This window comes from Bacteroides stercorirosoris (assembly GCF_900142015.1).
Taxonomy (GTDB): Bacteria; Bacteroidota; Bacteroidia; order Bacteroidales; family Bacteroidaceae; genus Bacteroides; species Bacteroides stercorirosoris.
The window spans coordinates 64,092-88,105 of record NZ_FQZN01000018.1 but is presented as its reverse complement, the minus strand read 5'-3'; the positions used below and the strand labels follow the sequence as shown (position 1 = coordinate 88,105).

Below are 24,014 nucleotides of genomic sequence, written 5' to 3'. Positions count from 1 at the left end.
AAATTTGTGTTCTACCCAGTGTTATAAACAATCTCTACAGGCCGTTTGTTCGACTACTTCTTATCCTCTTGCTTCGTCTCCTTCACGAATTCGGCTTCATAGTTGAACTTCTTGAAACCGGCTTTCAGTTTGTCCACATTTGTCTTTTCAGCATCGTATGTGATAGAAACTGTTTTGGTTTTCAAGTCTGTAGAGAATTCTTTTACTCCTTTCTCAAATTTAATGTTGCTCTTCACTTTCTTTTCGCAATTCTCGCAATGCATCTGTGAAACTTTAAAGACAGCAGTACGGATGTCTTTCGCCATTACCGCCGTTACACTTAGTAAAGCTACTACAAGGGCAGCCATCATTCTCTTTGTTTTCATAAATACCTCCTTATTTATTGGTTAATAATATTTAAGTTACGAGCTACTAATTTCTTGCCAGATTAAATCTCAGCCCGATATACGCTTTCGCCCCATGCATCGGCCCCCACACCATAGTGGCATCAAAGTTTTCTCCCCACGGATTAGACGCATCGATTATCGGATTCTTCTGCTTAAAGTTCGTCAGGTTCTCACCACCGATATAAACAGACCAGCGACGGAAATAGCGCGTCACCTGTGCACTGAGTTGCTGGAAACTACCGTAGCGACGTTCCCACGAAAGACTTCCGTCGGATAGTTCGTAAGGATCGGGCATTCTTCCACCACCATTCAACTGTAAGGTAGCATCAAATTGCCACAAGCCCAGAGGAGTCTGATAAGAAGCGGTCAACAAGCCTTTATACTTACCAGTAAGCGGCTTCTCCATCAATTTACCATTATAGGTAGTTTTCGCATCCGTCAGACGGTAAGCTGCCGTCAGAGTGAAGCCTTTAAACAACGGATAATTGGCTTCTACCTGGAATACGTGCGAATAAGAACGCCCATCCAGATTGTAAAAAGCCACTTCATGCGGATTGCTGTCCATATCCACTACTACCTGTTTCAGAAAATCCGTATAGTAATATTCTGCATTCACATTCAGCGTCTTACCGAAAAGGGGAATATAAGTCGAAACACTCGCACCGTAATTCCACGCTTCCTCCTGATCCAAATGAGAAGCAATCTTCATCTTGCGGCTACTTGCCAGAAGATAGTTATTCTCCGCCAATACATGATTCGTACGATATCCCTTGCCGGCAGACACGCGGAAGTGCAGATATTCATTCGGATTATACTTGACGTGGGCACGCGGTGTCACAAAAAAGCCGTATTCACTACTGTAATCTCCCCGAATACCCCCCATCAGCATCAACTGATCGTTCAGATTGAATGTATATTGGACATAAGCTCCCGGAACAGACTCCTTCACAAATTTCTTCGTCAGCCCTTCTTCTGCCTGATTCGTCAGCCGATAGTTCTGATCGTAGCCGTCATAGTTGAAACTTAATCCGGCAGACAGGCTATGCTGTTTACTGAGCTCCGTTTCAAACAGCAGCGAAGCATAAAAATTACTCTGATCCACATCATACAGTTTACGCCCGTAATTGGCATCCTGATTATGCAACGTTCCCTGTAAAATCAAAGCAAGATTCGTATTCTTCTCTTTGTCGAAGATATAAGCGTTCTTCGTGAACGCTTCGTAACGATTTGTTTTGATACCTATTTCATACAGGTCATGCGAAGGAGTATTTCCATGTGCAATCTGACCGCTGTTTCGAGTTTCATGCAACGCCTTTATACCTGCCTGGAATACATAGTGGTCACCCATATATGCCCATCGGTTCCAGACATTATATTGCTCCACACGAGGTATATCCACAAAACCATCATCATTAGAGTCATGAGATTTCGTCTCATTCTCATAATGTGCCAACAAAGAAGTGCTCCACCGCTTCGACAATTTTACCGTAGCATCCGCATTGGCTTCGTAGCGGTTCGTACTACTGGCAAAGAGATTTGCCGACACCCAATCCGCTTCCGGCAATTGAGGCTTCTTGAATTCTACATTGATCTGTCCGGTTATGGACTCATATCCATTCTTCACGGACGAACTTCCTTTGCTGACCTGTATACTCTGCATCCACGGCCCGGGTACGTATCCTAAACCATAAGGAGCTGCCGCTCCCCGGAAATTGGGGATATTCTCGGTCATCATCTGCACATATGTACCGGAAAGTCCTAACAGCTTAATTTGTTTGGCTCCCGTAGCTGCATCCGAGTAGCTGACATCCACGGAAGGATTCGTCACAAAGCTCTCTCCCAGATTACAGCAAGCCGCACGTGTCAGTTCGGCACTACTGATCATATCTTCATTCATCACACTGGTACGCAGTTTCATAGTTCCCAGTTTGCGGGTCACTACATTTACTTCACTCAGTTCCACTCCTTCACGGAGAACAATATCAAGTTGTTGGTTTCCTTTGTCTACATGTATCGTGTCATTCTCAAAACCAATAAAACTAACCACAAGCATGTGGCTACGAGCAGGCTTATGAATGGAAAAGTTACCGTCTTCATTGGTAGTTACTCCATTGGTTGTATTCATCCAAAACACATTCGCTCCCGGAATAGGTTCTCCGGCAGCATCTTTTACGACACCTGTTACTTGCGCCTGCAAAAAATTAAAAGTAAAAAGTGAAATTAATAAGAATATATATTTCATATATCTGAATTCATTTATTAAGGGTACAAAAATAGGATATATGTCGTGCAACAAGGTTGCAAGACCATCCAGCTATCAATTTTTTAAAAGAGAACGTGCAAAGAATCTTCCATTTCGTCCGTACTATCTCCTTATTGCCTCCATATCATCTCCGTACTCTTAGATACGGACAAACTACGGACCAGACACAGTTCAGATATAGCTTTGGATAGAACCGGGCAGGAAGAAAAACACTTCTCCTGCACACCAATTGATTTTAAATAATGAGAACAGAATATAAGGCCAGATACTGCCTCGAACTATCAGGATGCGGAGGTACGGCATACGACACCTCTTTCAATTCCCTCGTAGGCAAGGAGTATTGAAAATCCGGCAATACTTCGCAGAAAAGTTGAATGACAGGTACGGTTATAACAGGACTTTCACATGAATATTTCACCAAATCCACTTTATAAAAAGTAGCCGTACAGCCTTCGTCTTTGCAAGATTTTTCCGGTTTATGAGAAGTTTTATGAGATTTATGGCATTTGGCACAGCCATTGGTGCAACATGCTTGCGCTGTCTCGCAGCGGGCACAACAATAATGGACAATAGAAACTCCTGCCCCTGCATAAACAACCACCAGAGACAATAAAACTGCCAATATGTAACGAAGTCTCTTCATATCCGGTGCAAAGATAGCCAGATAAAAGCATTCATACCTATCTTTTTTCATTTTTTATATGTTCTATTCGTTAATATGTTCTATATTTGTCGATAACGAACTGATATCGAAATGTTGAATTTAACGAAGAAAGTCCAAATGAAAAAGCAATATGTCAGCCTACTTGTCATTCTACTTGCGGCAAGTGGCTTTTTATTTTCTTGCGGTAACACTGTGAACAAAAGCGCAGGTGCGCTGGAGTTCGACAGTATACAGGTAAATGAGGTAGCCCACCTCTTCGGAGACACTGCGAAGCCCGGCTGCAACATCATCATCAACTTTGCATACGCTAATAAGTCGTCCGACGAAAAGCTGAAAGACAGTCTGAACACCTATTTCCTTTCAGCCTGTTTCGGAGATAAATACATGACTCTGAAACCTGAAGAGGCGGTAAAGCTTTACAAGGAAACCTATATCAAGGATTACCTGAAAGATTTGGAACCGATGTATGCCAAAGATGAAGCTGAAAAGGAAGACTCTGCTTCAATATTAGCTTGGTATTCTTATTATAAAGGTATTGAAAGCCACGTGCAGTATTATAAAAAACATCTGCTGGTTTACCGCATCGACTACAATGAATATACCGGAGGCGCACATGGTATTTATATGTCTACTTTCCTGAATATGGACCTGCGCACCTTGAGCCCGATACGTCTGGATGATATTTTTGTAGGAGAATATCAAGAAGCTCTCACCGATTTATTATGGAACCAGCTCATGGCAGACAATAAAGTTACTACACGCCAGGAAGTGGAGGATATGGGCTATACAAGTACAGGAGACCTGGAACCGACTGAGAACTTCTACCTAAGCCCCAAAGGTATCACCTTCTATTATAACATTTATGAAATTGCTCCTTATGTGATGGGCCCGGTAGAAATTACCTTGCCTTATGAGATCATGTCACATCTGCTGAGTGATGATACTATGGCATTGAACGAAATAAGAAACGAGAATTAATAAATCATAAATTATTCACATGGAAATCATTCTAAAGTACTTCCCAGACCTCACAGAGGCGCAGAAGCAGCAATTTGCGTCCCTCTATGATCTCTATACGGACTGGAATGCAAAAATAAACGTCATATCACGTAAAGACATCGAAAACCTGTACGAACACCACGTACTCCATTCATTGGGTATAGCTAAAGTGATTCGCTTTACTCCCGGCACCCGAATCATGGACCTTGGAACGGGCGGTGGTTTTCCGGGTATTCCCCTTGCCATCTTATTCCCCGAGGTGAAGTTCCATCTTGTTGACAGCATCGGGAAGAAAGTACGTGTAGCAACGGAAATAGCCAACAGCATCGGACTGAAAAACGTGACTTTCCGCCATGCACGTGCTGAGGAGGAAAAGCAACTCTTCGATTTCGTTGTAAGCCGTGCCGTGATGCCGTTGGCCGACTTGCTGAAAATCATCCGCAAAAACATCGCTTCCGAGCAACACAATGCTATGCCCAACGGACTGATCTGCCTGAAAGGTGGTGAGCTGGCAAATGAAGCCATGCCTTTCAAGAATAAGACCATGATGTATGATCTGAAAGACTATTTCGAAGAAGAATTCTTTGAAACGAAGAAAGTGGTTTACGTGACGCCTTAATCACAGAAATAATGACTAACATATACCTATCATGAAAATAAAAAGGTTTGAGTTTAATATGTTCCCTGTAAACTGTTATGTTTTGTGGGACGACACTCTTGAAGCTGCCGTGATAGATCCCGGTTGCTACTATGAGGAGGAAAAACAAGCGTTGAAAAACTTCATTCACAAAAATGGCCTGAACGTAAAGCACCTCCTTAATACGCACCTGCATCTGGACCATATCTTTGGAAATGCTTTCATGGTCAAAGAATTCGGTCTGCCGGTGGAAGCCAACAAAGCCGATGAATTCTGGATTGACGAAGCTCCGAAACAAAGCCGCATGTTCGGTTTTCATTGGAACGAACTGCCCGCACCGATAGGACACTATCTTCATGACGGAGATATCATCAACTTCGGTAACACTACGTTGGAAGCTATCCACGTACCGGGACATTCACCGGGTAGCCTTGTTTACTACTGTGCCGCAGATCATTGCATGTTCTCCGGTGACGTACTTTTCCAGGGCAGCATCGGACGTGCCGACCTTACCGGTGGTAATTTCGACGAACTGAAAGAGCACATTTGTAGCCGCCTGTTCATACTGCCCAATGAAACGATTGTCTATCCCGGACATGGCGCCCCGACCACTATCGGTATTGAAAAGGCGGAAAATCCATTCTTCAGATAAACTTTAAAAACAGATACTATCATGAAAAGCGACCTATTAGCGTGCCGCCACATCGGCATCAGCGAAAAAGACGAAGAGAAAATGCTCCGGAAAATAGGAGTCGGCAGTCTGGATGAGTTAATAGACAAAACCATCCCTGCAAACATTCGTCTGAAAGAACCGTTGGCATTGCCCGCGCCTATGACTGAATATGAGTTCGGACAACACATCACCCGGTTGGCGTGCAAAAACAAACTTTACACAACGTATATCGGCCTCGGCTGGTATAACACCATTACCCCCGCCGTTATTCAACGGAATGTATTCGAGAATCCGGTATGGTACACTTCTTATACCCCCTACCAGACAGAAGTTTCGCAAGGGCGCCTCGAAGCGTTGATGAACTTCCAGACCGCAGTATGCGACCTGACGGGTATGCCACTTGCCAACTGTTCTCTGTTGGATGAAGCTACGGCTGCTGCCGAAGCCGTAAGTATGATGTACGCCCTGCGTCCGCGTGATATGCAGAAGTCCGGTGCAAACGTAGTGTTTGTGGACGAGAGCATTTTCCCACAGACACTGGCCGTAATGACTACGCGTGCTATCCCGCAAGGTATTCAGATACGCACAGGTAAATATTCCGAACTGGAACTGACACCGGATATTTTTGCCTGTATACTGCAATATCCGAATGCGAGCGGAAACGCAGAAGATTACCGTGCCTTTGTAGAAAAAGCCCATGCTGCCAACTGCAAAGTAGCCGTTGCCGCCGATATCCTGAGCCTTGCCCTGCTCACCCCTCCCGGAGAATGGGGAGCTGATATTGTATTCGGTACCACCCAACGCCTCGGTACACCGATGTTCTATGGCGGACCGTCAGCCGGGTACTTCGCTACGCGCGACGAATACAAACGTAATATTCCGGGACGTATCATCGGTTGGTCAAAAGATAAATACGGAAAACTCTGTTACCGTATGGCACTGCAAACCCGCGAGCAACATATCAAACGGGAAAAGGCTACTTCAAATATCTGTACCGCACAGGCTTTGCTGGCAACCATGGCGGGCTTTTATGCCGTGTACCACGGTCCGGAAGGTATTCACGCCATTGCAGAACGTATCCACAGCATCGCCGCATATCTGGAAAAGTGTATCAAGAAACTGGGATACAAACAAGTGAATGACCAATACTTCGACACCCTTCGCTTTGTGTTGCCCGACAGTGTATCTGCCCAACAGGTACGTACCATCGCATTGAGCAAGGAAGTCAATCTGCGCTACTTTGATAATGGAGACGTAGGTATGAGTATTGACGAAACAACTGACGTATCCGCTGCCAATGTATTGCTTTCCATCTTTGCCATTGCCGCAGGAAAAGACTACACCAAAGTGGATGATATTCCCGTAAGCAATACTATTAATAAGACTCTGAAACGCCAGAGTGCTTATCTGACACACGAAGTCTTCAATAAATATCATACGGAAACGGAGATGATGCGTTACATCAAGCGTCTCGACCGTATGGACATCTCCCTCGCCCATTCCATGATTTCCCTCGGTTCCTGTACCATGAAACTGAACGCTGCAGCGGAAATGCTGCCTCTCAGCCGTCCGGAATTTATGTGCATGCATCCGCTTGTTCCCGAGGACCAGGCAGAGGGTTATCGTGAATTGATAAACAATCTCAGCGAAGAACTGAAAGTCATCACAGGCTTTGCAGGAGTCAGTCTGCAACCGAACTCCGGTGCGGCAGGTGAATATACAGGACTACGTGTTATCCGCGCTTATCTGGAAAACATCGGTCAGGGACACCGCAACAAAGTGTTGATTCCTGCTTCCGCCCACGGCACAAATCCGGCATCTGCCATCCAAGCAGGTTTCACTACCGTGACTTGCGCTTGCGACGCACAGGGCAATGTGGATATGAACGACCTTCGTGCCAAGGCGGAAGAGAACAAAGACGACCTTGCCGCACTGATGATTACCTATCCTTCTACACACGGTATTTTTGAGACGGAAATCGTAGAAATCTGCCGCATCATCCATGATTGCGGTGCACAGGTATATATGGACGGTGCCAATATGAATGCCCAGGTTGGCCTGACGAATCCCGGCTTTATCGGTGCGGACGTTTGCCACCTGAACCTGCATAAGACGTTCGCTTCGCCTCATGGCGGCGGTGGTCCGGGCGTAGGTCCTATCTGCGTTGCGGAACATCTGGTTCCGTTCCTGCCGGGACATCCGCTGTTCGGTACTCCCGTCAACACAGTGTCTGCCGCTCCGTTCGGTAGCGCCGGTATTTTGCCTATCACTTACGGATATATCCGCATGATGGGTACGGAAGGATTGACACGTGCTACAAAAATAGCTATCCTCAGCGCCAACTATCTGGCAGCCTGTCTGAAAGATACGTATGGTATCGTATATCGTGGTGCCACTGGCTTTGTTGGTCATGAAATGATATTGGAATGCCGCAAGGTACACGAAGAGACGGGTATCAGCGAAAATGATATCGCCAAACGACTGATGGATTATGGTTATCATGCTCCTACTCTCTCCTTCCCTGTTCACGGCACACTCATGATAGAGCCGACAGAAAGCGAAAGCCTTGCCGAACTGGATAACTTCGTGAACGTGATGTTGACCATCTGGGAGGAAATCCAGGAAGTGAAAGAAGGAAAAGCGGATAAGGAAGATAACGTTCTAATAAATGCCCCGCATCCCGAATATGAGGTAGTTGCCAATAATTGGGAACATAGCTATACAAGGGAAAAAGCGGCTTATCCGATAGAAAGTGTACGCGAAAACAAGTTCTGGATAAATGTGGCGCGCGTGGATAACACGTTGGGCGACCGTAAGTTGTTGCCGACGTGCTACGGATGTTTTGAATAAAAGACAAAAAAATAATACCAATTCCTGCAAACGCCCGTTTCCGGATTTCGAAAACGGGCGTTTGATTCTTAATAAAGAATATATTTCCTCATGTTTACCTAATTCTAATATATTCTTTATATTCGCACAACAGTCAATACAGACCAACAAATATCTCGCTCATGAAATTAATCTTCTTCCTATTGCTATATGCCAGTTGCTTCAGCAGTTGTACTTCTCGCCTTTCTCCAAAGGACACCGAAATAAAAGCCCTCAGCGATTCGCTGAAAGTACGCTGTAACGATCGGATCATGCAAACCGACTCACTGCGCATCGAAGCTGAAAATTTCATGGCTCACACCCAACCGGGAACTCCTGAATATTTCCTTGCCCGCCAGTACTACATCAACTCTTATTTCAACGAGAAAAACTTCCCGCGTGTGCTGGAGATGCTAGACGAAACAGAGCGGATGCCCGGCTACAAAGACTTGCCCGCCACCCAAGCCAATTATCTCTATACACGCTCCCGCTGCTACCAATTCATGCAGCAATATGATAAAGCGATTGCCATTTCACGGCAAATAATGGATTTGGTGCCCACGCCCGGTGATACCCTTGCGCATGAAGGCATCCGTACCCGTGCCGTAGGTGCCATGAACAACGTGAACAACATCTTCTACTTCACGAACCGTACCGACCAAGGCGCCGAATGGTTCCACCGACTCCGCACCAACCCGCCTGCATTACTCGACGAATGCTGTCGCCGCGACATGATGATATTCGAGGGCTATCTGCGAGGACTTGCCGGACAAAAAGAGCGGGCAGAAGCTGTAATGGACAGTGCCCACGCTTTACCCGTCTATCGGAAGACAGCAGAAAACACCTTCCGCGATTGCTCCTTTGCCGCCAGCGTATATTATGCGCTTCCCCACCGCAAAGATGATATGGAACGCCTGTTGAAACATGCCATCTCTGAAGGACGCAAAGACCGCTACATACCGGGTATCAATTGGGCCATGAGTCTGCTCGGAAATATATACTCCCGGCAAAACCGGTTTCAAGAAGCCGTGCAATTACAATATCAGGGACTGGAAATCGGTCTGAGGTTGCAGGACAATGTATTTTGCGCACGTTGCTATCATGAACTGAGCAATCTATATTACAAATGGGGGATGTATCCACAGGCTCAATATTACATTGACAAAGTTTTCGCCTGGCAGGAAAACACCAATACCAACCTGAAAGACAAAGGAGCATATCATCTGACCAAATGGAGCATTGTACAAAAACTTCCGGGCTACCGGCGGGAAGAGCGATTGAAACTGCTGGCGACGGCGGATTCTTGTTTTCTTCTTTCCGAAATCAAGCAAACGGCCCAGACGCATTTTTACAAAGCAATCGACCGGATAATGATCTTGCCATACGAATCGGCAAAAGGATTGGAAGATATAGAAAGGTATTACGGATCCAACACCTCCACCGCATCCGATTACAATGTTGAAGCACTGCGTGCCATCGCTTTATTCCGCTTGGGACGCGATGCCGAAGCCCGAAAAACAATACTTGCCATCAAAAAGTATAACTCTACGGACAGCTACCACTTCCTTGATACACTGATGAGCCATTACATACATCGGGAAGACAATGCCGTCATCGCCCACCTCACCCGCTTGCGCGAACCGCTTTTACAAGTCTACCTGGAACAGAAGACCCGCGAAGCGGTAGTAGAAGCCGATATCCGTTATCAGACAGAACAGAAAGAGAAAGAGAACCGTTTGCTCTCCGCCGAAGTAGAGCTGAAGAGCAGTCGCTTGCAAACATTTATCTTCACCGGACTCTTCCTGCTCGCTATAGGAGTCGGCATAGGCGGCTGGTTATGGATGCGTCTTCGCCTGAAAGAACGGGAGAAACTTTTCTCACAGCAGCAATTGCACGAACAGAGCCAACGCCTGCAACAACTCATAGCTTCCAGGCAAGAGCTGAACAACCGCAACGAAGAACTCCTCCGTCAATTGGTCGACATACAAGCCACACACGACAAAACCTGCGACTTAGAGCACGTAATGGAGAGCCTGCAACCTTGCCTGCTCACCAACAGAGAAGAAGAACAGTTCCGCACCGCCTTCGCTTCGCTCTATCCCACCGTACTGCATAGCTTGCGTTCCATCTGTCCGCGCATCACCCGTACCGAAGAATTGTTCTGTATGCTTATCGTATTGAAGCAAAACAACGAAGAAATATCCCGCACATTGGGCATCACCCGTAGCAGTGTATTGAAAAACCGATACCGCCTGCGCACCAAGTTAGGCCTGCCCGAAGGGTGTGATCTTGACTCTGAAGTACGTGCCTTACTGCTGCCGGAATAAAGCTTTTTCCTCCCCTTTCCTTTTTTATGCGAAAACGCATCCCCTTGTATACCTCTCATATACAAGGGTTTTTATATTTGTCCTTAGTTTTGTCCATACCGTTTTTTAGGTTTATTCGACTCTGATTTCTTACATTTGAGTGGCTTTAACGAAATACATCGTTTACGCCGGACTATAGACAAAACAAACCAATGAATCTAACAAACGAAATTATCGGAGGACTCCTCCTCATTTTATTATTCGGTGTAACATTCCTCATTCGTTACGCTTTCATTGAACGTAACGTCATACGACATACCCAAATGCGGCTTTCCAAAATAGAAGAGGAAGTCCAAAAACATCCGTTGACCTGTCCGCTGAAACAGCAGATAGAACAGCAAGCTGAACAGCAGTCACTCTCCGATCCGGAAAGTCCACATTCTTCACAGACAGCCTGCTTTCAGTCGCGACTCACCACTGCTGAAGTGGAAGTCAATTTCCGCAACCACTTTACATCACTGTATCCCAATGCTATACACCGCCTTCGCACCATATCCCCGCGGATTACCCGCGTCGATGAGTTGCTCTGTATGCTCATCCTCTTGAAGCAGAATAACGAAGAGATAGCCCATCTGCTGGGAGTCAGCCGCTCCACCGTATTGAAAAACCGGTACCGGCTGCGGTGTAAACTGCAATTGCCGGTAGGCGTAGACCTGGATACCGAAGTACGCAACCTGCTCGCCCCGGATGAGGAACAAACACCGTCGGATATGAATGTGAAGCAATAGTAACCGCTGATATAGTAGAGAATATATTATCAACTTAAAAAAAAGTATAAGTATGAAAAACCAAGTAAAGGAAAAGTATCTGGCTCCCCAAATAGAGGTGATACAGATGGAGACAGAAGGAACATCATGTGTAATTGCAGGAAGCGGCAACTTAGGAGGATTCGGCAACGGAGGCTCTATAGGCACGTCTTCCCGCAGCTACGGACGTTCGCGCGGCAGCCGCAACGCATCTTCAAGCGAGCTGGAAGACCTGATTAATGATATCCTCACCATCGAAAAATAACTAAAAAACGAGCAGCATGAAAACAAGAGGATTTCATCAAAGCATCGTTCTGATGGCCGTGGCACTGGCAACAGTAGCCTGCCAAAATGAACTGAAGGAAGAGTACAACGAACCCAAACCGGGTGAGAAGATAACCATGACCATCCGGGCTACACAAGGCGCGGCCTCACAGACGCGCACCGACTATGAAGACAAGCTGGGAATAGCCGATATAGACAACATAGCTGTGAAGTGGGAAGGCGGAAGTACAGACGGTGCACCGGTGGAGAGGATTAAAGTATTCGGCGTCAATGCAAATGAGCTGGGTTACTCGGTAGATTTCAATAGCCTGCCAAGCAGTCTCAGCCAGGACGGAACGAGTATCAGCTTCGAAGGAACCATTGATGCAAAGAGCCTCTACTTTGCCATGTATCCCGCTGATAACTGCAACTACAACAACGACGCTTCGGATCCAATCGTCTACACCTCCTTCTCAGGCCAGACACAAGACTGCGCCAAGCCCATGGCGCACCTCAAAGGCTTCGACCTTATGGTGGGACGAGCAGCGACACCGGGCTCGTATGATAAACTCACATTCAGCCACGAGGCCGCGATGATACGCTTCAGCCTCAAAAACGTGCCTTCTACAGAGAAAATCACCCGTGTGAGCCTCGCTGCCGCCAATAACAAACTGAGCTCCCGGATGTACGCATTGCTCGCCGGCTCGTCAATAGACGAGTTAACCGTCGAAGCGGATACGGAATACGCCCCGGTGTCAAGCCTCAGCCTCGACATCACTAACCATACCCCCTCCACGGAGCCGCTGAAAGCCTACATGATGATACCTCCATGCGATCTGAGCAACGACCTGCTCACCGTCACCGTAAACACGGAAAGCGGCAATACCTACACCGGCGATTTGACAACCGCAGCCGGCACCTTGCTGAAAGCCGGCCTGTGCTATACCTTAGAACCCACGCTAACGCTCGGCAAAACCATCAGCCTGCCACCCGCTACGGAGGGAAGTTTGGGAAACGCCTTGAACAATATAACCCCGACCTCGGAACAAACCGAACTGGCCGTGACGGGTGCGGTAAACGCCGACGACATCACCGCCCTGGCCACTTTCTTGAAAGCCACCAAGGCTGAGAATATCACCGCCATCGACCTGTCCGGCATCAGCGGCATAGCCGACGTGACAGGCTTTGCAGGCTGCGCAAAGCTAGAAAAAGTCATACTGCCCGACGCTGCGGAAGCCATTGGCGACAATGCCTTTGAAGGCTGCACGGCACTGACCACAGTCATCCAGAACGAACCGATGCCCGCCGATGCCGCACCCGCCACCCGCGCCAGTATCTCCAAAAGCATAAAAAGAATAGGAAACAGCGCCTTTAAAAATTGCACCTCGATGACCGAAATGTTCCTGCACGCCGATATACAGAGCGTAGGAAACAGCGCCTTTGAAGGGTGCACGGCAATGACAGCCCTCATATTCGAAGGCACAAAAGCGACCGGAACCGGCGGTATAAGCTTAGGGACAGGCATCATAACCGGAACGTACCCGGACATCAAAATATTCCTGCCTGCCATCACCGATCCCGCAGTGGCCACCGCATATAAGACACTCCTGGAACAAAAGCCCACCTACTACAACTTCGCGGGCTACGGCAGCGCCACTACCACTGAAGAGAAAACGAATCCCGCATCGTACACACTTATCCCCACGGTTCCAGTTGAAACAATGCAGTTCACCGTGAAGGTGGAAAGTGGCGATTTGAAATTCAACATTCCCTTCCCCGAATCCGGCGTTACTCCCGCGGCTATCATGGTAAGTTGGGGTGACGGTACACCCGCTGTCGTAGTGCCCAAAGGCACGACGCTTGCAGCGGGTGACAAATTCGAGTACACGTACGCCGCAGCGGGCACATACATCATCACCATCGGCTCGGATGTGACGGCGGACAAACAGCAAATACCGGTGCTGAATTTTGAGCAAAGAGCCGGCTCTTACAACCCGAATAAACTGGTGAGCCTTGAAACGCCATTGCTCAATATGAATTGCTCATCTTTGAGCAAAGCGTTTTACAGTTGCCAAAAATTAACCACAATCCCGGGAAATCTTTTCGAAAAGAACACAGCGACTACAGACTTCAGCGGTTGCTTCTATTATTGTAGAGCATTACAGACAATTCCAGGAGGGCTTTTCGCAAGCAACACAGCGGCTACAGACTTCAACAGTTGCTTCTTTAATTGCGATCTATTAAAAGAGATTCCTAGCGAGCTTTTCGCGAAAAACACAGAGGCTAGAGGCTTCAACTATTGCTTCGCTAATTGTAAAGGATTAAACGCAATCCCGGAAAATCTTTTCGAAAAGAACAAAGCGGCTACAAACTTCAGCTATTGCTTCTATAATTGCATTCTATTAGGAAGCATTCCTAAAGAGCTTTTCGCAAGCAACACAGCAGCCACAAACTTTAGCTATTGCTTCAGTAGCTGTAAGGCATTAACCACAATACCGGAATCACTTTTCGCGAACAACACAGAGGCTACAAATTTTGATCAATGCTTCGCCGATTGTATCGCTTTAACCACAATCGAGGCAAGACTTTTCGCGGACAACGCAAATATAAACATTATTCGATGCTTTTATGGCTGTATCGCATTAACCACAATTTCGACAGATCTTTTTGCGAACAACACAGCTATTAAAAGCTTCAACTATTGCTTCTATGACTGTACCGCATTACAGACAATCCCGGAAGGGCTTTTCGCGAACAACGCAGAGGCTACAAGCTTCAACTATTGCTTCGCTAATTGTAATGGATTAACCGCAATCCCGGGAAATCTTTTCGAAAAGAACAAAGCGGCCACAGACTTCAGAAATTGCTTCCAGTCGTGTCGCGCATTAAAGGAAATTCCGGGAGGGCTTTTCACGAATAACACAGCGGCTACAAACTTCAGCTATTGCTTCTATGGGTGTACCGGATTACGGACAATTCCGGAAGGGCTTTTCGCGAAGAACGCAGAAGCTATAAACTTCAACAGTTGCTTCTATGGGTGTACCTATATGATGTTCAATCCAAATATATTCGTCGATCCCGCCGCGGCCGAACAGGATAAATTAAACCGCTTCATAGATAAAGACATGGACTTTAGGAATTGCTTCTACCAAGTCAATCTGCATAACAATTCAGGTACCGCCCCCGCACTGTGGAGCTATGCGAAAGGTTCGGGCAATTGGACTACGGCAAATTGCTTCAAAGGCTGCATAATGTCAAATTCCGAAGATATCAAGGATTATTCAACTTGGGGCACTCCCAAATTCTAACTAAGCATAACCCCCGAAAACCTCCGCAAGACAGTCCTTAACCGCTGGATCGCGGAGGTTTTCACTAAATAATTATTCATCAACTTTAAAAAAACATTTAAATTATGGCAACAAACGACATCAAGTATACCTTGAATGCCCAGCTGGCAGACAACTCCGTCACCGTTGACGACAAGAACGACCGCATCCTAGCCCTCGTTTCCGCCGGCACCGCTGACAAACAGCGCGTCATCTCCGAAATCATGGCAATAAACCCGGGTCTGGAACGAGAGGTTGTGGAAGCAGTCATCAATCTGGAGCAACGGGTGGTAAAGAAAATGGCCCTCAGCGGCTACAACGTCAATATGGGTCTGTATCACGCCGTAGCTCAATTCACCGGCGTGGTGCTGAACAAGGCGTGGAACCCAGAACGCAACTCGGTCTACGTCGCCTTCACCCAAGGCGCTGACATGCGTGAAGCCATCCGAGCCACCGGTGTCAACATCATCGGCGAAAAGGGAAGCACCATGTTCGTGGCAGGCACGCAGGACACCGCCACCCGCGCCACCAACGCCACCGCCACCGCGGGACGCAACTTCACCCTGACCGGCTCGAAACTGAAAATAGCGGGCACCGACCCAGCCGTGGGCATCACGCTGACATCCGCCTCGGGCGTAGTCACCAAAGTCACCGAAGACCTCTGGGCGGTGAACGATCCCTCAAAGCTCGTCTTCATCATCCCCGCCGAACTGGAGAACGGAGAGTACACGCTCACCGTCACCACTCAATACAGCACCAACGGCAAGACCTTGCTCAAGACGCCACGAAGCGTTTCGCAAACCATCTACCTGGGCGAAGCTCCCTCAGGAGGAGGCGACAGCGGAAACACCGGAGGAGGAGGACTGGACGAAAATCCACTGGGATGACCGGAAATTTGTATAGGCAATCGATACAGAGCTGTATAAACAATCAATACAGGGCTGTATAAACAGTCGATACAGAGCTGTATAAACAATCGATACAGGGCTGTATGGTTAGGGCATACAGCCTTTTTATAGCGGAGACACCTCCGCTATATTTTTTTTCATTTTACAGGCCATGGCAAGTTATAGGGCAACAACTTTCCGCCCGCTTCCTTTGTTCTTTCGGGAAGAATAAAGTACTTTTGCGATGTTGCGCGGCACAGGCAGTGTCGAGTGATAAAAATAACGCCTCATATTGAAACGATAACACACAGAGAATGATATGGAAGAGATAAAGAGAATACCCTACGGTGTATCCAGCTTCGTGGAAGTGGTGGAACAAAACCAATATTATGTGGACAAAACCATGTACCTGCCCCTGCTGGAGCGGCAGCCCAATTATCTGTTCCTCATCCGCCCCCGCCGCTTCGGCAAAAGCATCTTTCTGGGCATGTTGCGGGCTTACTACGACCTTGCCCAAAAGGAAAAGTTCGCCGCCCGCTTCGGAAACCTGTGGATAGGCAGCCGACCTACGCCGCTGCAAGGAGCCTTTCAGGTGCTGTACATGGATTTCTCGCGCATAGGCGGACAAGGAGAAGGACTGGCGCAGAACTTCAACGATTATTGCAGCATGTGTGTGGATAACTTCGCTTCCATTTATGAATCATACTACTATCCCGGGTTTGTCCGGGAAATGAAGGAACAATCCGGCTTCAGGAATAAACTGAACTATCTGGACATGAAAGCCAAAGAGACGGGTGCCCGCCTCTACCTCATCATCGACGAATACGACAATTTCACCAACGTAGTGCTCAACGAAGAAGGCGAAGGCGTTTATCATGCCATCACCCACGCCAGCGGGTTCTATCGCGAAGTCTTCAAGAAGTTCAAGGGTATGTTCGAGCGCATATTCATGATAGGTGTCAGCCCCGTTACGCTGGATGACTTGAGCAGTGGATTCAACATCGGATGGAACATCAGTACCGAACCCATATTCAACATGATGCTGGGATTCAGCGAAACAGATGTACGTGCGATTCTGCAATATTATAAAGATGCCGGAGAGCACAACGGTGACGTGGATACCATGATTACGGAAATGAAGCCCTGGTACGACAACTACTGCTTCGCCAAAGCGAGTCTGGAACGCGACCCGAAGATGTTCAATTGCGACATGGTGTTCTATTACCTCCGCAACTACATGAATTATGGCACTTCACCCGAACAGATGATTGACCCCAACACCCGCACCGACTACAACAAGATGAAGAAACTCATTCAACTGGACAAGTTGGACGGTGACCGCAAGGGGGTGCTGCGCCGTATCACCGAGGAAGGGCAGATTATCACCAACCTCGCCACCTCCTTTCCCGCCGAGCAAATCGCCAAGGCGGAGATATTTCCCAGCCTGCTCTTCTACTACGGCATGCTCACCATCACCGGAACAGACGGAGACCAGCTGGTGCTGAGCATCCCCAACAATAATGTGCGCAAGCAATATTACGAATACCTGCTCGAAGGTTATCAAAGCGAAAAGTACATCGACCTGAGCAACCTGCGTACCATCTATAAAGATATGGCATACCATGGTAACTGGCGGCAGTCACTCGAATTTATTGCCTGCGCCTACAAGAATCACTCCTCCGTGCGCAGTCTCATCGAAGGTGAACGAAACATCCAAGGTTTCTTCACCGCCTACCTCAGTATCAGCGCTTACTACCTCACTGCCCCTGAAGTGGAACTGAACCACGGCTTCTGCGACATGTTCCTCATGCCCGACCTGCAACGTTACCCCGAAGTGGCTCACAGCTATATCCTGGAACTGAAGTATCTGCCGGCAAAAGACTATGAAAGTAAAGGTGGACAACAGTGGCTGGATGCCGTAGATCAGATACACGGTTATGCCCAAGGGCCAAGGGTACAACAACTGGCACAGGGCACGCAGTTGCACTGTATCGTGATGCAATTCAGCGGATGGGAAATGGTAAAAGCAGAGGAGGTATAAACATCGCACTTTTATAAATGAGCATCACCCGGAAAAAGAAACAAAACGGACTTTTCTATACAAAAGCCGAAGAGAGAATTAATACCCTCTCGCACGCTGCAGGCATCCTGATGGGGATTATTGTCGGTACAATATTTCTCGTAAAAAGTTATCAGAGTGGAAACTTCTGGGCTGTATTCGGCATCTGGCTCTACCTCTTCGGCATGCTCGGCTCTTACGTTGCCTCTACCCTCTACCATGCGCTGAAATACCATAATCCCTGGAAAAAGCGATTGCGGAATTGGGACCATGCGGCCATTTACTGGCATATTGCGGGCAGTTACTCGCCCGTTACGTTAATAGCACTACGGAGCGAAAATGCCTGGGGATGGGGATTATTCGGTTTCGTCTGGTTATGTGCCATCATCGGCACCATCGTGAGTTTCCGCAAAATGGAGGAACATAGCAATGTAGAGACAATCTGCTTCATCGTTATGGGGCTGTCCGTACTGGTTGCCTTCAAACCTCTATATGCCGTTGCCGCAGGAACGTGCTACTGGATGATCGGTGAAGGCATCTGTTACATCACCGGAGCAGTGTTTTACTCTTTCCGGCAACGCTATATGCATTCTGTATTTCATTTCTTCGTATTGGGAGGTTCGGTGTGCCACATGATGGCGGTGTGGCTGATTTTATAGTCACCACCCACTGCTAAAATATATTAATAATCCTCCCCCTTCCTTGCTTTTCTCCTCAGCTTCCCTTACGTTTGCAGTGTTGTACATCAGTGCAACACTTAAGAAGCTATGATAAAGATAGAAAACATCAGCTACGGCTACAAGTATAACCGTCCTATTTTCAATGACATATCTTTGGAAATAGGCAGCGGTATATACGGACTTCTGGGAGAGAACGGTGTAGGTAAAACCACACTGATACATCTCCTTTGCGGACTACTTTTTCCTTGGAAAGGAGAATGCAGCATTGATGGGATGAATCCGGCAAAAAGAGAACCCGCCTTATTGAGCCGCTACTTCTTTCTGCCCGAAGAAATGCAGATGCCTTCCGAAAGCATTTCCGCTTTTGCCACACGGCATTCCGCTTTCTATCCTCACTTCAACCACAAAGAGTTTGAACAGAATCTTGAAGAACTGAAGATCGACAGGAAACAGAAGTTATCCGCAGTTTCTTATGGTCAGCAGAAGAAGGCGATGCTGGCGTATGCCTTTGCACTGCATACCCCGCTCCTGATACTCGACGAGCCTACAAACGGACTGGACATCACATCCCGACAAGCCCTGAAACGTATCATCAGCCGCAGCATAGATGATGACAGTACGCTCCTCATCTCCACCCATCAGGCACACGACTTCGAGAACCTGCTGGATCACCTCATCATCCTCGGCGAAGGCGAAATCTTGCTGAACCGTTCGTTGGACGAAATCAGCCAGCGCCTCCTCTTTGCCCGGACAGACAGTCTGCCCGAAGACAGCATTTACAGCGAACAGGAATTGCCCGGATATTTCTCCGTGTTGCCTAATGAAGAGGAAGAAGAAAATACACCGGATATAGAACTGCTGTACAAGGCAGTGCTGCAAGTGCCGGAAAAGATAAAAATGATAATTTAACAGCGTGCATTTCCTAAGCCTGTAAGGCTTTTATCTTATAGCCCAGGGTAACACCCTGGGTAATGAATGATCCCACAATCTTACGCCCTGTAAGGGCTGTTATGCCCTTACAGGGCGCAAAGAGAAACACATGGCAATCCCCCAGGGCGTTGCCCTGGGCTATAAGATAAAAGGCTTTCAGCCTACCAAGCACTATCACGTCAATGAGTATGCCGAAAGGAAACCTTGATCCAGCGCTACGCTGGTAAATTGTCATTTATAAAATAACAATAAGAAATTATGAATGCAACCTTCAACCTGAAACGTTTCTTCCTGCTGGAACAGTACAAGAAACAGGAAACCGGCCAACACTTGCTTTGGAGTGCCGGCATTGTGCTAGGCATTTGTCTTCTCTGCATGATGTATGATATCAACAAAGGCTCAAGCTATTACATCGAACATACACAGGCTTTCTCCCTCAGCCGCTACCTGTTGTGGTTCCTCTGCATCGCCCCCTGTCTGTTGGAGATAAATATCACCAAACAGACCTCTACTCTATACCTGTTGATGCCCGCTTCCGTTTTTGAAAAGTTCCTGCACTTGTGGATGAAGTATCTACTCGTACTCCCGCTGTTCTGTTTCTTGCTGATAACAGGCATAAAAGGGTTACTAATACTCTCAGGCACTGACTACCTGCAACACTTCGGAAGCCACATTGAATTTCACCTGATAGAAAAAGACCAGATACTGTCATGCAGCTTGATGCAAGGAATTTTCTTCCTCGGATGCATAGCCTTCAAACGCCAGAAGCTGATAAATTCCTTCATCGTTTTGTGTTCCTGCTTCATTCTCATTTTCGGGATTATACTCTCAATGACATTGTGGGAACCTGCCGACAGCCACGGATATTGGATAGCAAACATAGCCTATCCCATCTATAATTTCCCGATAAGCAGCACGTCAGAAGCCATCATTGCTTTCTGCAACTACGGCACCCCTGTCCTGTTCAGCATTGGGATATGGATATCGAGCTACTTCCTGCTCAAAGAAAAACAACTGTAAGCTATGGACTTCAAGACCAACAAACCGATATACCAGCAGATTGTGGACTTCTGTTTCAGCAAGATACTCACCCGTGAGTGGACGGCGGGCGAACGAATAGTCTCGGTCAGGGAGCTTTCCACGCAGCTTGCCGTGAACTCGCGCACCGTGCTGAAAGCCTACGAATACCTGCAAGCGGAGGACATCATCTATCCCGAGCGGGGCATGGGCTTCTATCTCTCAAAGGATGCCATGAAGAAAGTGATGAAGATACAGAAGAAAGAATTCTTTGAAAACCAGCTTGCCGACCTGTTCAACATTATGGACCTGCTTGGCATCAGCATAGATGAAATAACAGAACGATATAATAAACTTAAAAACAGCAGTTCATGAAGAGATACGCAAAGACAGCATTATGGATTACTTTCGGACTCCTCTTCGTACTCATCATAGTCAAAGTTTTTACGCTGATGTACGAACTGAATTCCGCCGTATAATCCTAACTTTCGCCGTCTCAACGAAGAAAGTATAAACAATTGAAATACAATAGATAGAATCTTCCCCAATGGGGAGGAGTGAAATCTGCATCCCTAATTGATTAGTAACCTATTAACAGAAACGAATATGAAAACAAAACTATTTTTACTATTGCTTGTCCTCTGCGTACTCAGTGCGCAGGCACAGAACCTCTCCGTCAAAGGACGTGTCACAGACGCTTCTCAAGAGGCGATTATAGCCGCCAACGTATCACTATGGGCCACAGACTCCACCTTGGTGACCGGAGTAACATCGGATGCACAGGGCAAGTTCGCCCTCAGTAAAATAAAGGCGGGCAACTACCGCCTCGCCATTACTTTCATCGGCTATCAGAGTGAAGTCATCCTGCTGAAACTGAACAACAACCTCGACCTGGGCGATGTACAGTTGCAGGAAGATGCCGTAAGTCTGGGCGAGGTAACCGTATCCGCTAGTAACGTGCTTCAACGGGTGGACCGTCAGATTATCCTGCCCACCGAAAGCCAATTGAAACGCTCGTTCGGCGCCTACGACCTACTGAACAATCTCGGCATCGCCCGCTTGCAGGTGGATAACTTCACCAACAGCATGAGCGTCAGCGGCGGTGGAGCCGTGCAAACCCGCATCAACGGCATCAAGGTGACGGACAAGGAAATAGCCGCCATCAGAGCCAAAGACGTGCTGCGCGTGGAGTTCATTGAAGACCCCGGCAAACAATACGGCGACGACGAACTGGGCGCTGTGGTGAACATCATCCTGCGCCGCCGTGAAACGGGTGGCGTGGTGAACTTCCAACTTTCCGACTCACCCCATACCCTGTGGGGAGAGAATTTCCTGAGTGCGAAGTTCAATTACAAAAACTCCGAATGGGGCATCGACTACTTCAACAAGAACGGCAAGTATCACAGCCGCCTCGAATCTCACGAAACTTTCTATCTGGGCGACCGTACCATCGACCGTATCAAAGAAGGCATCGAAGACGAATCCCCCGCACTCAGTTTCATCAATAACCTGAACCTGACGTACAATCTGACGAAAGCGGACAAGTATGTCTTCAACGCCATCTTCCGCAATAACCTCAACAACACTCCTTACCAGAACGAGCTGAACCGGATGTGGGCAGTAGGCAGCACGGAGTCTATCTATTCATACGTCAATAACCACACATCCAGCTATTCTCCGGCACTCGACCTTTACTTCCAGCATACCCTACCCCATCAGCAGAGTATACAGATGAACGTGACGGGAACGCTTATCCACACCAAGAACAACCGTAAATATAAGGAGTACAAGGACGAGCATGCACCGTTGGCGGATATTCAGACGCTGGTGGATGGTGATAAACGCTCTGTCATCGGTGAGGCCATTTACGAAAAGAGCTTCAAGGATGTGAAGCTGAGCGGTGGCGCCCGCCACTATCAGATGAGGACGGAGAATGAATACAAAGGCTCCAATCCCACTACTTCGAAGATGGACCAGTCACAGACTTCCGCTTTCTTTGAGGTGCAGGGCAAGGTGAAGGATTTCAGTTATGCGGGTAGTGTGGGCATGACGCGTGCCTGGTTCAAGGAAAGCGACGAAGACCATGCTTACTATACTTTCACGCCTACCGTACGATTGAGTTACAATTTGAAGAAAGCGGGCTTCCTGCGCTACCGGTTCAATATCAGTCCCGCCATACCGTCGCTTGGTTCGTTAACGGATGTGGAGCAGGCTATAGATACGATACAGATAGTTCGTGGTAATCCGTTGCTGAAAACATACCAGCAGTTCACGAACTCTTTGTCCTACAGTTATTCGAAGAAGCAGTTCAATGCCAATCTGAGCGTGCGCCACCAGTATTACGACAGTCCCATCATGGAAAGCATCTTCGTTGAGGACGGGAAACTGATATTGAAAGATGAAAACCAACGCTCGTTCCAAAGCCTGAATGCGGAACTGATGATCGGTACCAATGGCGCAACGCTGTTCGGGCTGAAAGATTTCCTGACGCTTTATGCTTCGGGAGGATATACCCGTAGTTGGTCGGAGGGGCTGGAATACAGTCACACGTACGATGAATTTTATTACAGTGTGATGGCGCAATTGCAATACAAAGGGTTCTCACTGCTCGGACAGTTCCGGAAGGTGCAGAATAACTTCTTCGGTGAAACCATCAAGAAGAATGAGAATCAGACCGCATTTATGGCAATGTATGCCAAGCAGAACTTTCAGGCAGGGATTGGTGTTCTGTTTCCTTTCACCAATAATTATAAGGTGGGAAAAGAACGTATCAGTGAGGTAGCGCCTTTCCGTTCGGAAACTTTTGTGAAAGAAACGGGACAGATGTTGATACTCCGCGTAGGCTATACGTTTGAGTTCGGTCGCAGACACAAAGCCGGAAACAAGGGATTGAACAATAGCGATACGGACAGCGGTATCATTGATATGCAGAGATAAATGAAGTAAATTCTTATCGGAATATGGCTTCATTTCAACCCGCTTTGTGAAAAGAGGGAGCCCACAGGGCGAGGCGGCGGAATTATACGAAATTGCTTCATGTATAATTCATTAATTACCTGACTGCCGTCTCCCCTGCGGGCATTTTTTAGATTAAGAAGTAAGCCATGATGTAAATCTATATGGGATAACTAAAAGAACTCGTAACCAAAGCATTTCTTTCCTTTAATCAAAGGATGCCCGAGTTGTACAACTTGAGCATCCCAAGTAGTACAACTCGGGATGTCTAAGTTGTACAACTCGGGCAATGTT

Annotated in this window: 18 protein-coding genes; 15 read left to right on the top strand and 3 right to left on the bottom strand. The window is 47.4% G+C overall.

The window, feature by feature from the left end:
* Nucleotides 1-53: 53 nt before the first annotated feature.
* The 3 genes from BUC01_RS14555 to BUC01_RS14545 form a co-directional block, all read right to left on the bottom strand.
* The gene (locus BUC01_RS14555) at nucleotides 54-365 is read right to left on the bottom strand and encodes a heavy-metal-associated domain-containing protein (RefSeq protein ID WP_007217939.1); all 312 of its coding nucleotides are present in this window, start codon (nucleotides 363-365) and stop codon (nucleotides 54-56) included.
* A 46-nt stretch (nucleotides 366-411) separates the two neighbouring features.
* A complete protein-coding gene (locus BUC01_RS14550; protein ID WP_025833012.1) occupies nucleotides 412-2,628 on the bottom strand; it encodes a TonB-dependent receptor in 2,217 nt (738 codons plus the stop codon).
* Between the two features lie 256 nt (nucleotides 2,629-2,884).
* On the bottom strand, nucleotides 2,885-3,343 hold the full coding sequence (locus tag BUC01_RS14545) for a hypothetical protein (RefSeq protein ID WP_007217937.1): 459 nt from the start codon (nucleotides 3,341-3,343) through the stop codon (nucleotides 2,885-2,887).
* Nucleotides 3,344-3,430: 87 nt separating this feature from the next.
* Here BUC01_RS14545 and BUC01_RS14540 point away from each other — a divergent pair, with 87 nt between their 5' ends.
* From BUC01_RS14540 to BUC01_RS14465, 15 genes are all read left to right on the top strand, one after another.
* Nucleotides 3,431-4,291, top strand: coding sequence for a DUF3298 and DUF4163 domain-containing protein (locus tag BUC01_RS14540; protein ID WP_025833005.1), 861 nt, complete (start codon nucleotides 3,431-3,433; stop codon nucleotides 4,289-4,291).
* 19 nt (nucleotides 4,292-4,310) lie between these two features.
* Nucleotides 4,311-4,931, top strand: coding sequence for a 16S rRNA (guanine(527)-N(7))-methyltransferase RsmG (gene rsmG / locus BUC01_RS14535; RefSeq protein ID WP_025833003.1), 621 nt, complete (start codon nucleotides 4,311-4,313; stop codon nucleotides 4,929-4,931).
* 31 nt (nucleotides 4,932-4,962) lie between these two features.
* Nucleotides 4,963-5,601, top strand: coding sequence for an MBL fold metallo-hydrolase (locus tag BUC01_RS14530; protein ID WP_025833002.1), 639 nt, complete (start codon nucleotides 4,963-4,965; stop codon nucleotides 5,599-5,601).
* A 21-nt stretch (nucleotides 5,602-5,622) separates the two neighbouring features.
* A complete protein-coding gene (gene gcvP, locus BUC01_RS14525) occupies nucleotides 5,623-8,472 on the top strand; it encodes an aminomethyl-transferring glycine dehydrogenase (RefSeq protein ID WP_025833001.1) in 2,850 nt (949 codons plus the stop codon).
* A gap of 161 nt (nucleotides 8,473-8,633) precedes the next feature.
* Nucleotides 8,634-10,817, top strand: coding sequence for a tetratricopeptide repeat protein (locus BUC01_RS14520; protein WP_025833000.1), 2,184 nt, complete (start codon nucleotides 8,634-8,636; stop codon nucleotides 10,815-10,817).
* 191 nt (nucleotides 10,818-11,008) lie between these two features.
* Entirely contained in the window at nucleotides 11,009-11,584 is a 576-nt protein-coding gene (locus BUC01_RS14515) for a helix-turn-helix transcriptional regulator (protein WP_025832999.1), read from the top strand.
* Nucleotides 11,585-11,636: 52 nt separating this feature from the next.
* A complete protein-coding gene (locus BUC01_RS14510; RefSeq protein WP_025836161.1) occupies nucleotides 11,637-11,867 on the top strand; it encodes a hypothetical protein in 231 nt (76 codons plus the stop codon).
* Between the two features lie 16 nt (nucleotides 11,868-11,883).
* The gene (locus tag BUC01_RS14505) at nucleotides 11,884-15,174 is read left to right on the top strand and encodes a leucine-rich repeat protein (protein ID WP_073314061.1); all 3,291 of its coding nucleotides are present in this window, start codon (nucleotides 11,884-11,886) and stop codon (nucleotides 15,172-15,174) included.
* Between the two features lie 104 nt (nucleotides 15,175-15,278).
* Nucleotides 15,279-16,079 carry a DUF4469 domain-containing protein gene (locus BUC01_RS14500; RefSeq protein WP_034524824.1) on the top strand — a complete coding sequence of 267 codons (801 nt, stop codon included), beginning with the start codon at nucleotides 15,279-15,281 and terminating at the stop codon, nucleotides 16,077-16,079.
* Nucleotides 16,080-16,398: 319 nt separating this feature from the next.
* Nucleotides 16,399-18,120: an ATP-binding protein gene (locus tag BUC01_RS14495; protein WP_073314059.1), complete on the top strand. Its 1,722-nt coding sequence runs from the start codon at nucleotides 16,399-16,401 to the stop codon at nucleotides 18,118-18,120.
* Nucleotides 18,121-18,137: 17 nt separating this feature from the next.
* Entirely contained in the window at nucleotides 18,138-18,797 is a 660-nt protein-coding gene (gene trhA, locus BUC01_RS14490) for a PAQR family membrane homeostasis protein TrhA (protein WP_025835925.1), read from the top strand.
* A gap of 108 nt (nucleotides 18,798-18,905) precedes the next feature.
* Nucleotides 18,906-19,727: an ABC transporter ATP-binding protein gene (locus BUC01_RS14485; protein ID WP_073314057.1), complete on the top strand. Its 822-nt coding sequence runs from the start codon at nucleotides 18,906-18,908 to the stop codon at nucleotides 19,725-19,727.
* A gap of 279 nt (nucleotides 19,728-20,006) precedes the next feature.
* Nucleotides 20,007-20,768: a hypothetical protein gene (locus tag BUC01_RS14475; protein WP_025832081.1), complete on the top strand. Its 762-nt coding sequence runs from the start codon at nucleotides 20,007-20,009 to the stop codon at nucleotides 20,766-20,768.
* Nucleotides 20,769-20,771: 3 nt separating this feature from the next.
* Nucleotides 20,772-21,140, top strand: coding sequence for a GntR family transcriptional regulator (locus tag BUC01_RS14470; RefSeq protein ID WP_025832080.1), 369 nt, complete (start codon nucleotides 20,772-20,774; stop codon nucleotides 21,138-21,140).
* A gap of 231 nt (nucleotides 21,141-21,371) precedes the next feature.
* Nucleotides 21,372-23,702 carry a TonB-dependent receptor gene (locus tag BUC01_RS14465; protein WP_025832078.1) on the top strand — a complete coding sequence of 777 codons (2,331 nt, stop codon included), beginning with the start codon at nucleotides 21,372-21,374 and terminating at the stop codon, nucleotides 23,700-23,702.
* Nucleotides 23,703-24,014 lie beyond the last annotated feature (312 nt).

What these genes read in the sequence shown, in the direction of transcription:
- BUC01_RS14555 (WP_007217939.1), bottom strand. Translation starts at nt 365, where the DNA reads ATGAAAACAAAGAGAATGATGGCTGCCCTTGTAGTAGCTTTACTAAGT.
- BUC01_RS14550 (WP_025833012.1), bottom strand. Translation starts at nt 2,628, where the DNA reads ATGAAATATATATTCTTATTAATTTCACTTTTTACTTTTAATTTTTTG.
- BUC01_RS14545 (WP_007217937.1), bottom strand. Translation starts at nt 3,343, where the DNA reads ATGAAAAAAGATAGGTATGAATGCTTTTATCTGGCTATCTTTGCACCG.
- BUC01_RS14540 (WP_025833005.1), top strand. Translation starts at nt 3,431, where the DNA reads ATGAAAAAGCAATATGTCAGCCTACTTGTCATTCTACTTGCGGCAAGT.
- rsmG (WP_025833003.1), top strand. Translation starts at nt 4,311, where the DNA reads ATGGAAATCATTCTAAAGTACTTCCCAGACCTCACAGAGGCGCAGAAG.
- BUC01_RS14530 (WP_025833002.1), top strand. Translation starts at nt 4,963, where the DNA reads ATGAAAATAAAAAGGTTTGAGTTTAATATGTTCCCTGTAAACTGTTAT.
- gcvP (WP_025833001.1), top strand. Translation starts at nt 5,623, where the DNA reads ATGAAAAGCGACCTATTAGCGTGCCGCCACATCGGCATCAGCGAAAAA.
- BUC01_RS14520 (WP_025833000.1), top strand. Translation starts at nt 8,634, where the DNA reads ATGAAATTAATCTTCTTCCTATTGCTATATGCCAGTTGCTTCAGCAGT.
- BUC01_RS14515 (WP_025832999.1), top strand. Translation starts at nt 11,009, where the DNA reads ATGAATCTAACAAACGAAATTATCGGAGGACTCCTCCTCATTTTATTA.
- BUC01_RS14510 (WP_025836161.1), top strand. Translation starts at nt 11,637, where the DNA reads ATGAAAAACCAAGTAAAGGAAAAGTATCTGGCTCCCCAAATAGAGGTG.
- BUC01_RS14505 (WP_073314061.1), top strand. Translation starts at nt 11,884, where the DNA reads ATGAAAACAAGAGGATTTCATCAAAGCATCGTTCTGATGGCCGTGGCA.
- BUC01_RS14500 (WP_034524824.1), top strand. Translation starts at nt 15,279, where the DNA reads ATGGCAACAAACGACATCAAGTATACCTTGAATGCCCAGCTGGCAGAC.
- BUC01_RS14495 (WP_073314059.1), top strand. Translation starts at nt 16,399, where the DNA reads ATGGAAGAGATAAAGAGAATACCCTACGGTGTATCCAGCTTCGTGGAA.
- trhA (WP_025835925.1), top strand. Translation starts at nt 18,138, where the DNA reads ATGAGCATCACCCGGAAAAAGAAACAAAACGGACTTTTCTATACAAAA.
- BUC01_RS14485 (WP_073314057.1), top strand. Translation starts at nt 18,906, where the DNA reads ATGATAAAGATAGAAAACATCAGCTACGGCTACAAGTATAACCGTCCT.
- BUC01_RS14475 (WP_025832081.1), top strand. Translation starts at nt 20,007, where the DNA reads ATGAATGCAACCTTCAACCTGAAACGTTTCTTCCTGCTGGAACAGTAC.
- BUC01_RS14470 (WP_025832080.1), top strand. Translation starts at nt 20,772, where the DNA reads ATGGACTTCAAGACCAACAAACCGATATACCAGCAGATTGTGGACTTC.
- BUC01_RS14465 (WP_025832078.1), top strand. Translation starts at nt 21,372, where the DNA reads ATGAAAACAAAACTATTTTTACTATTGCTTGTCCTCTGCGTACTCAGT.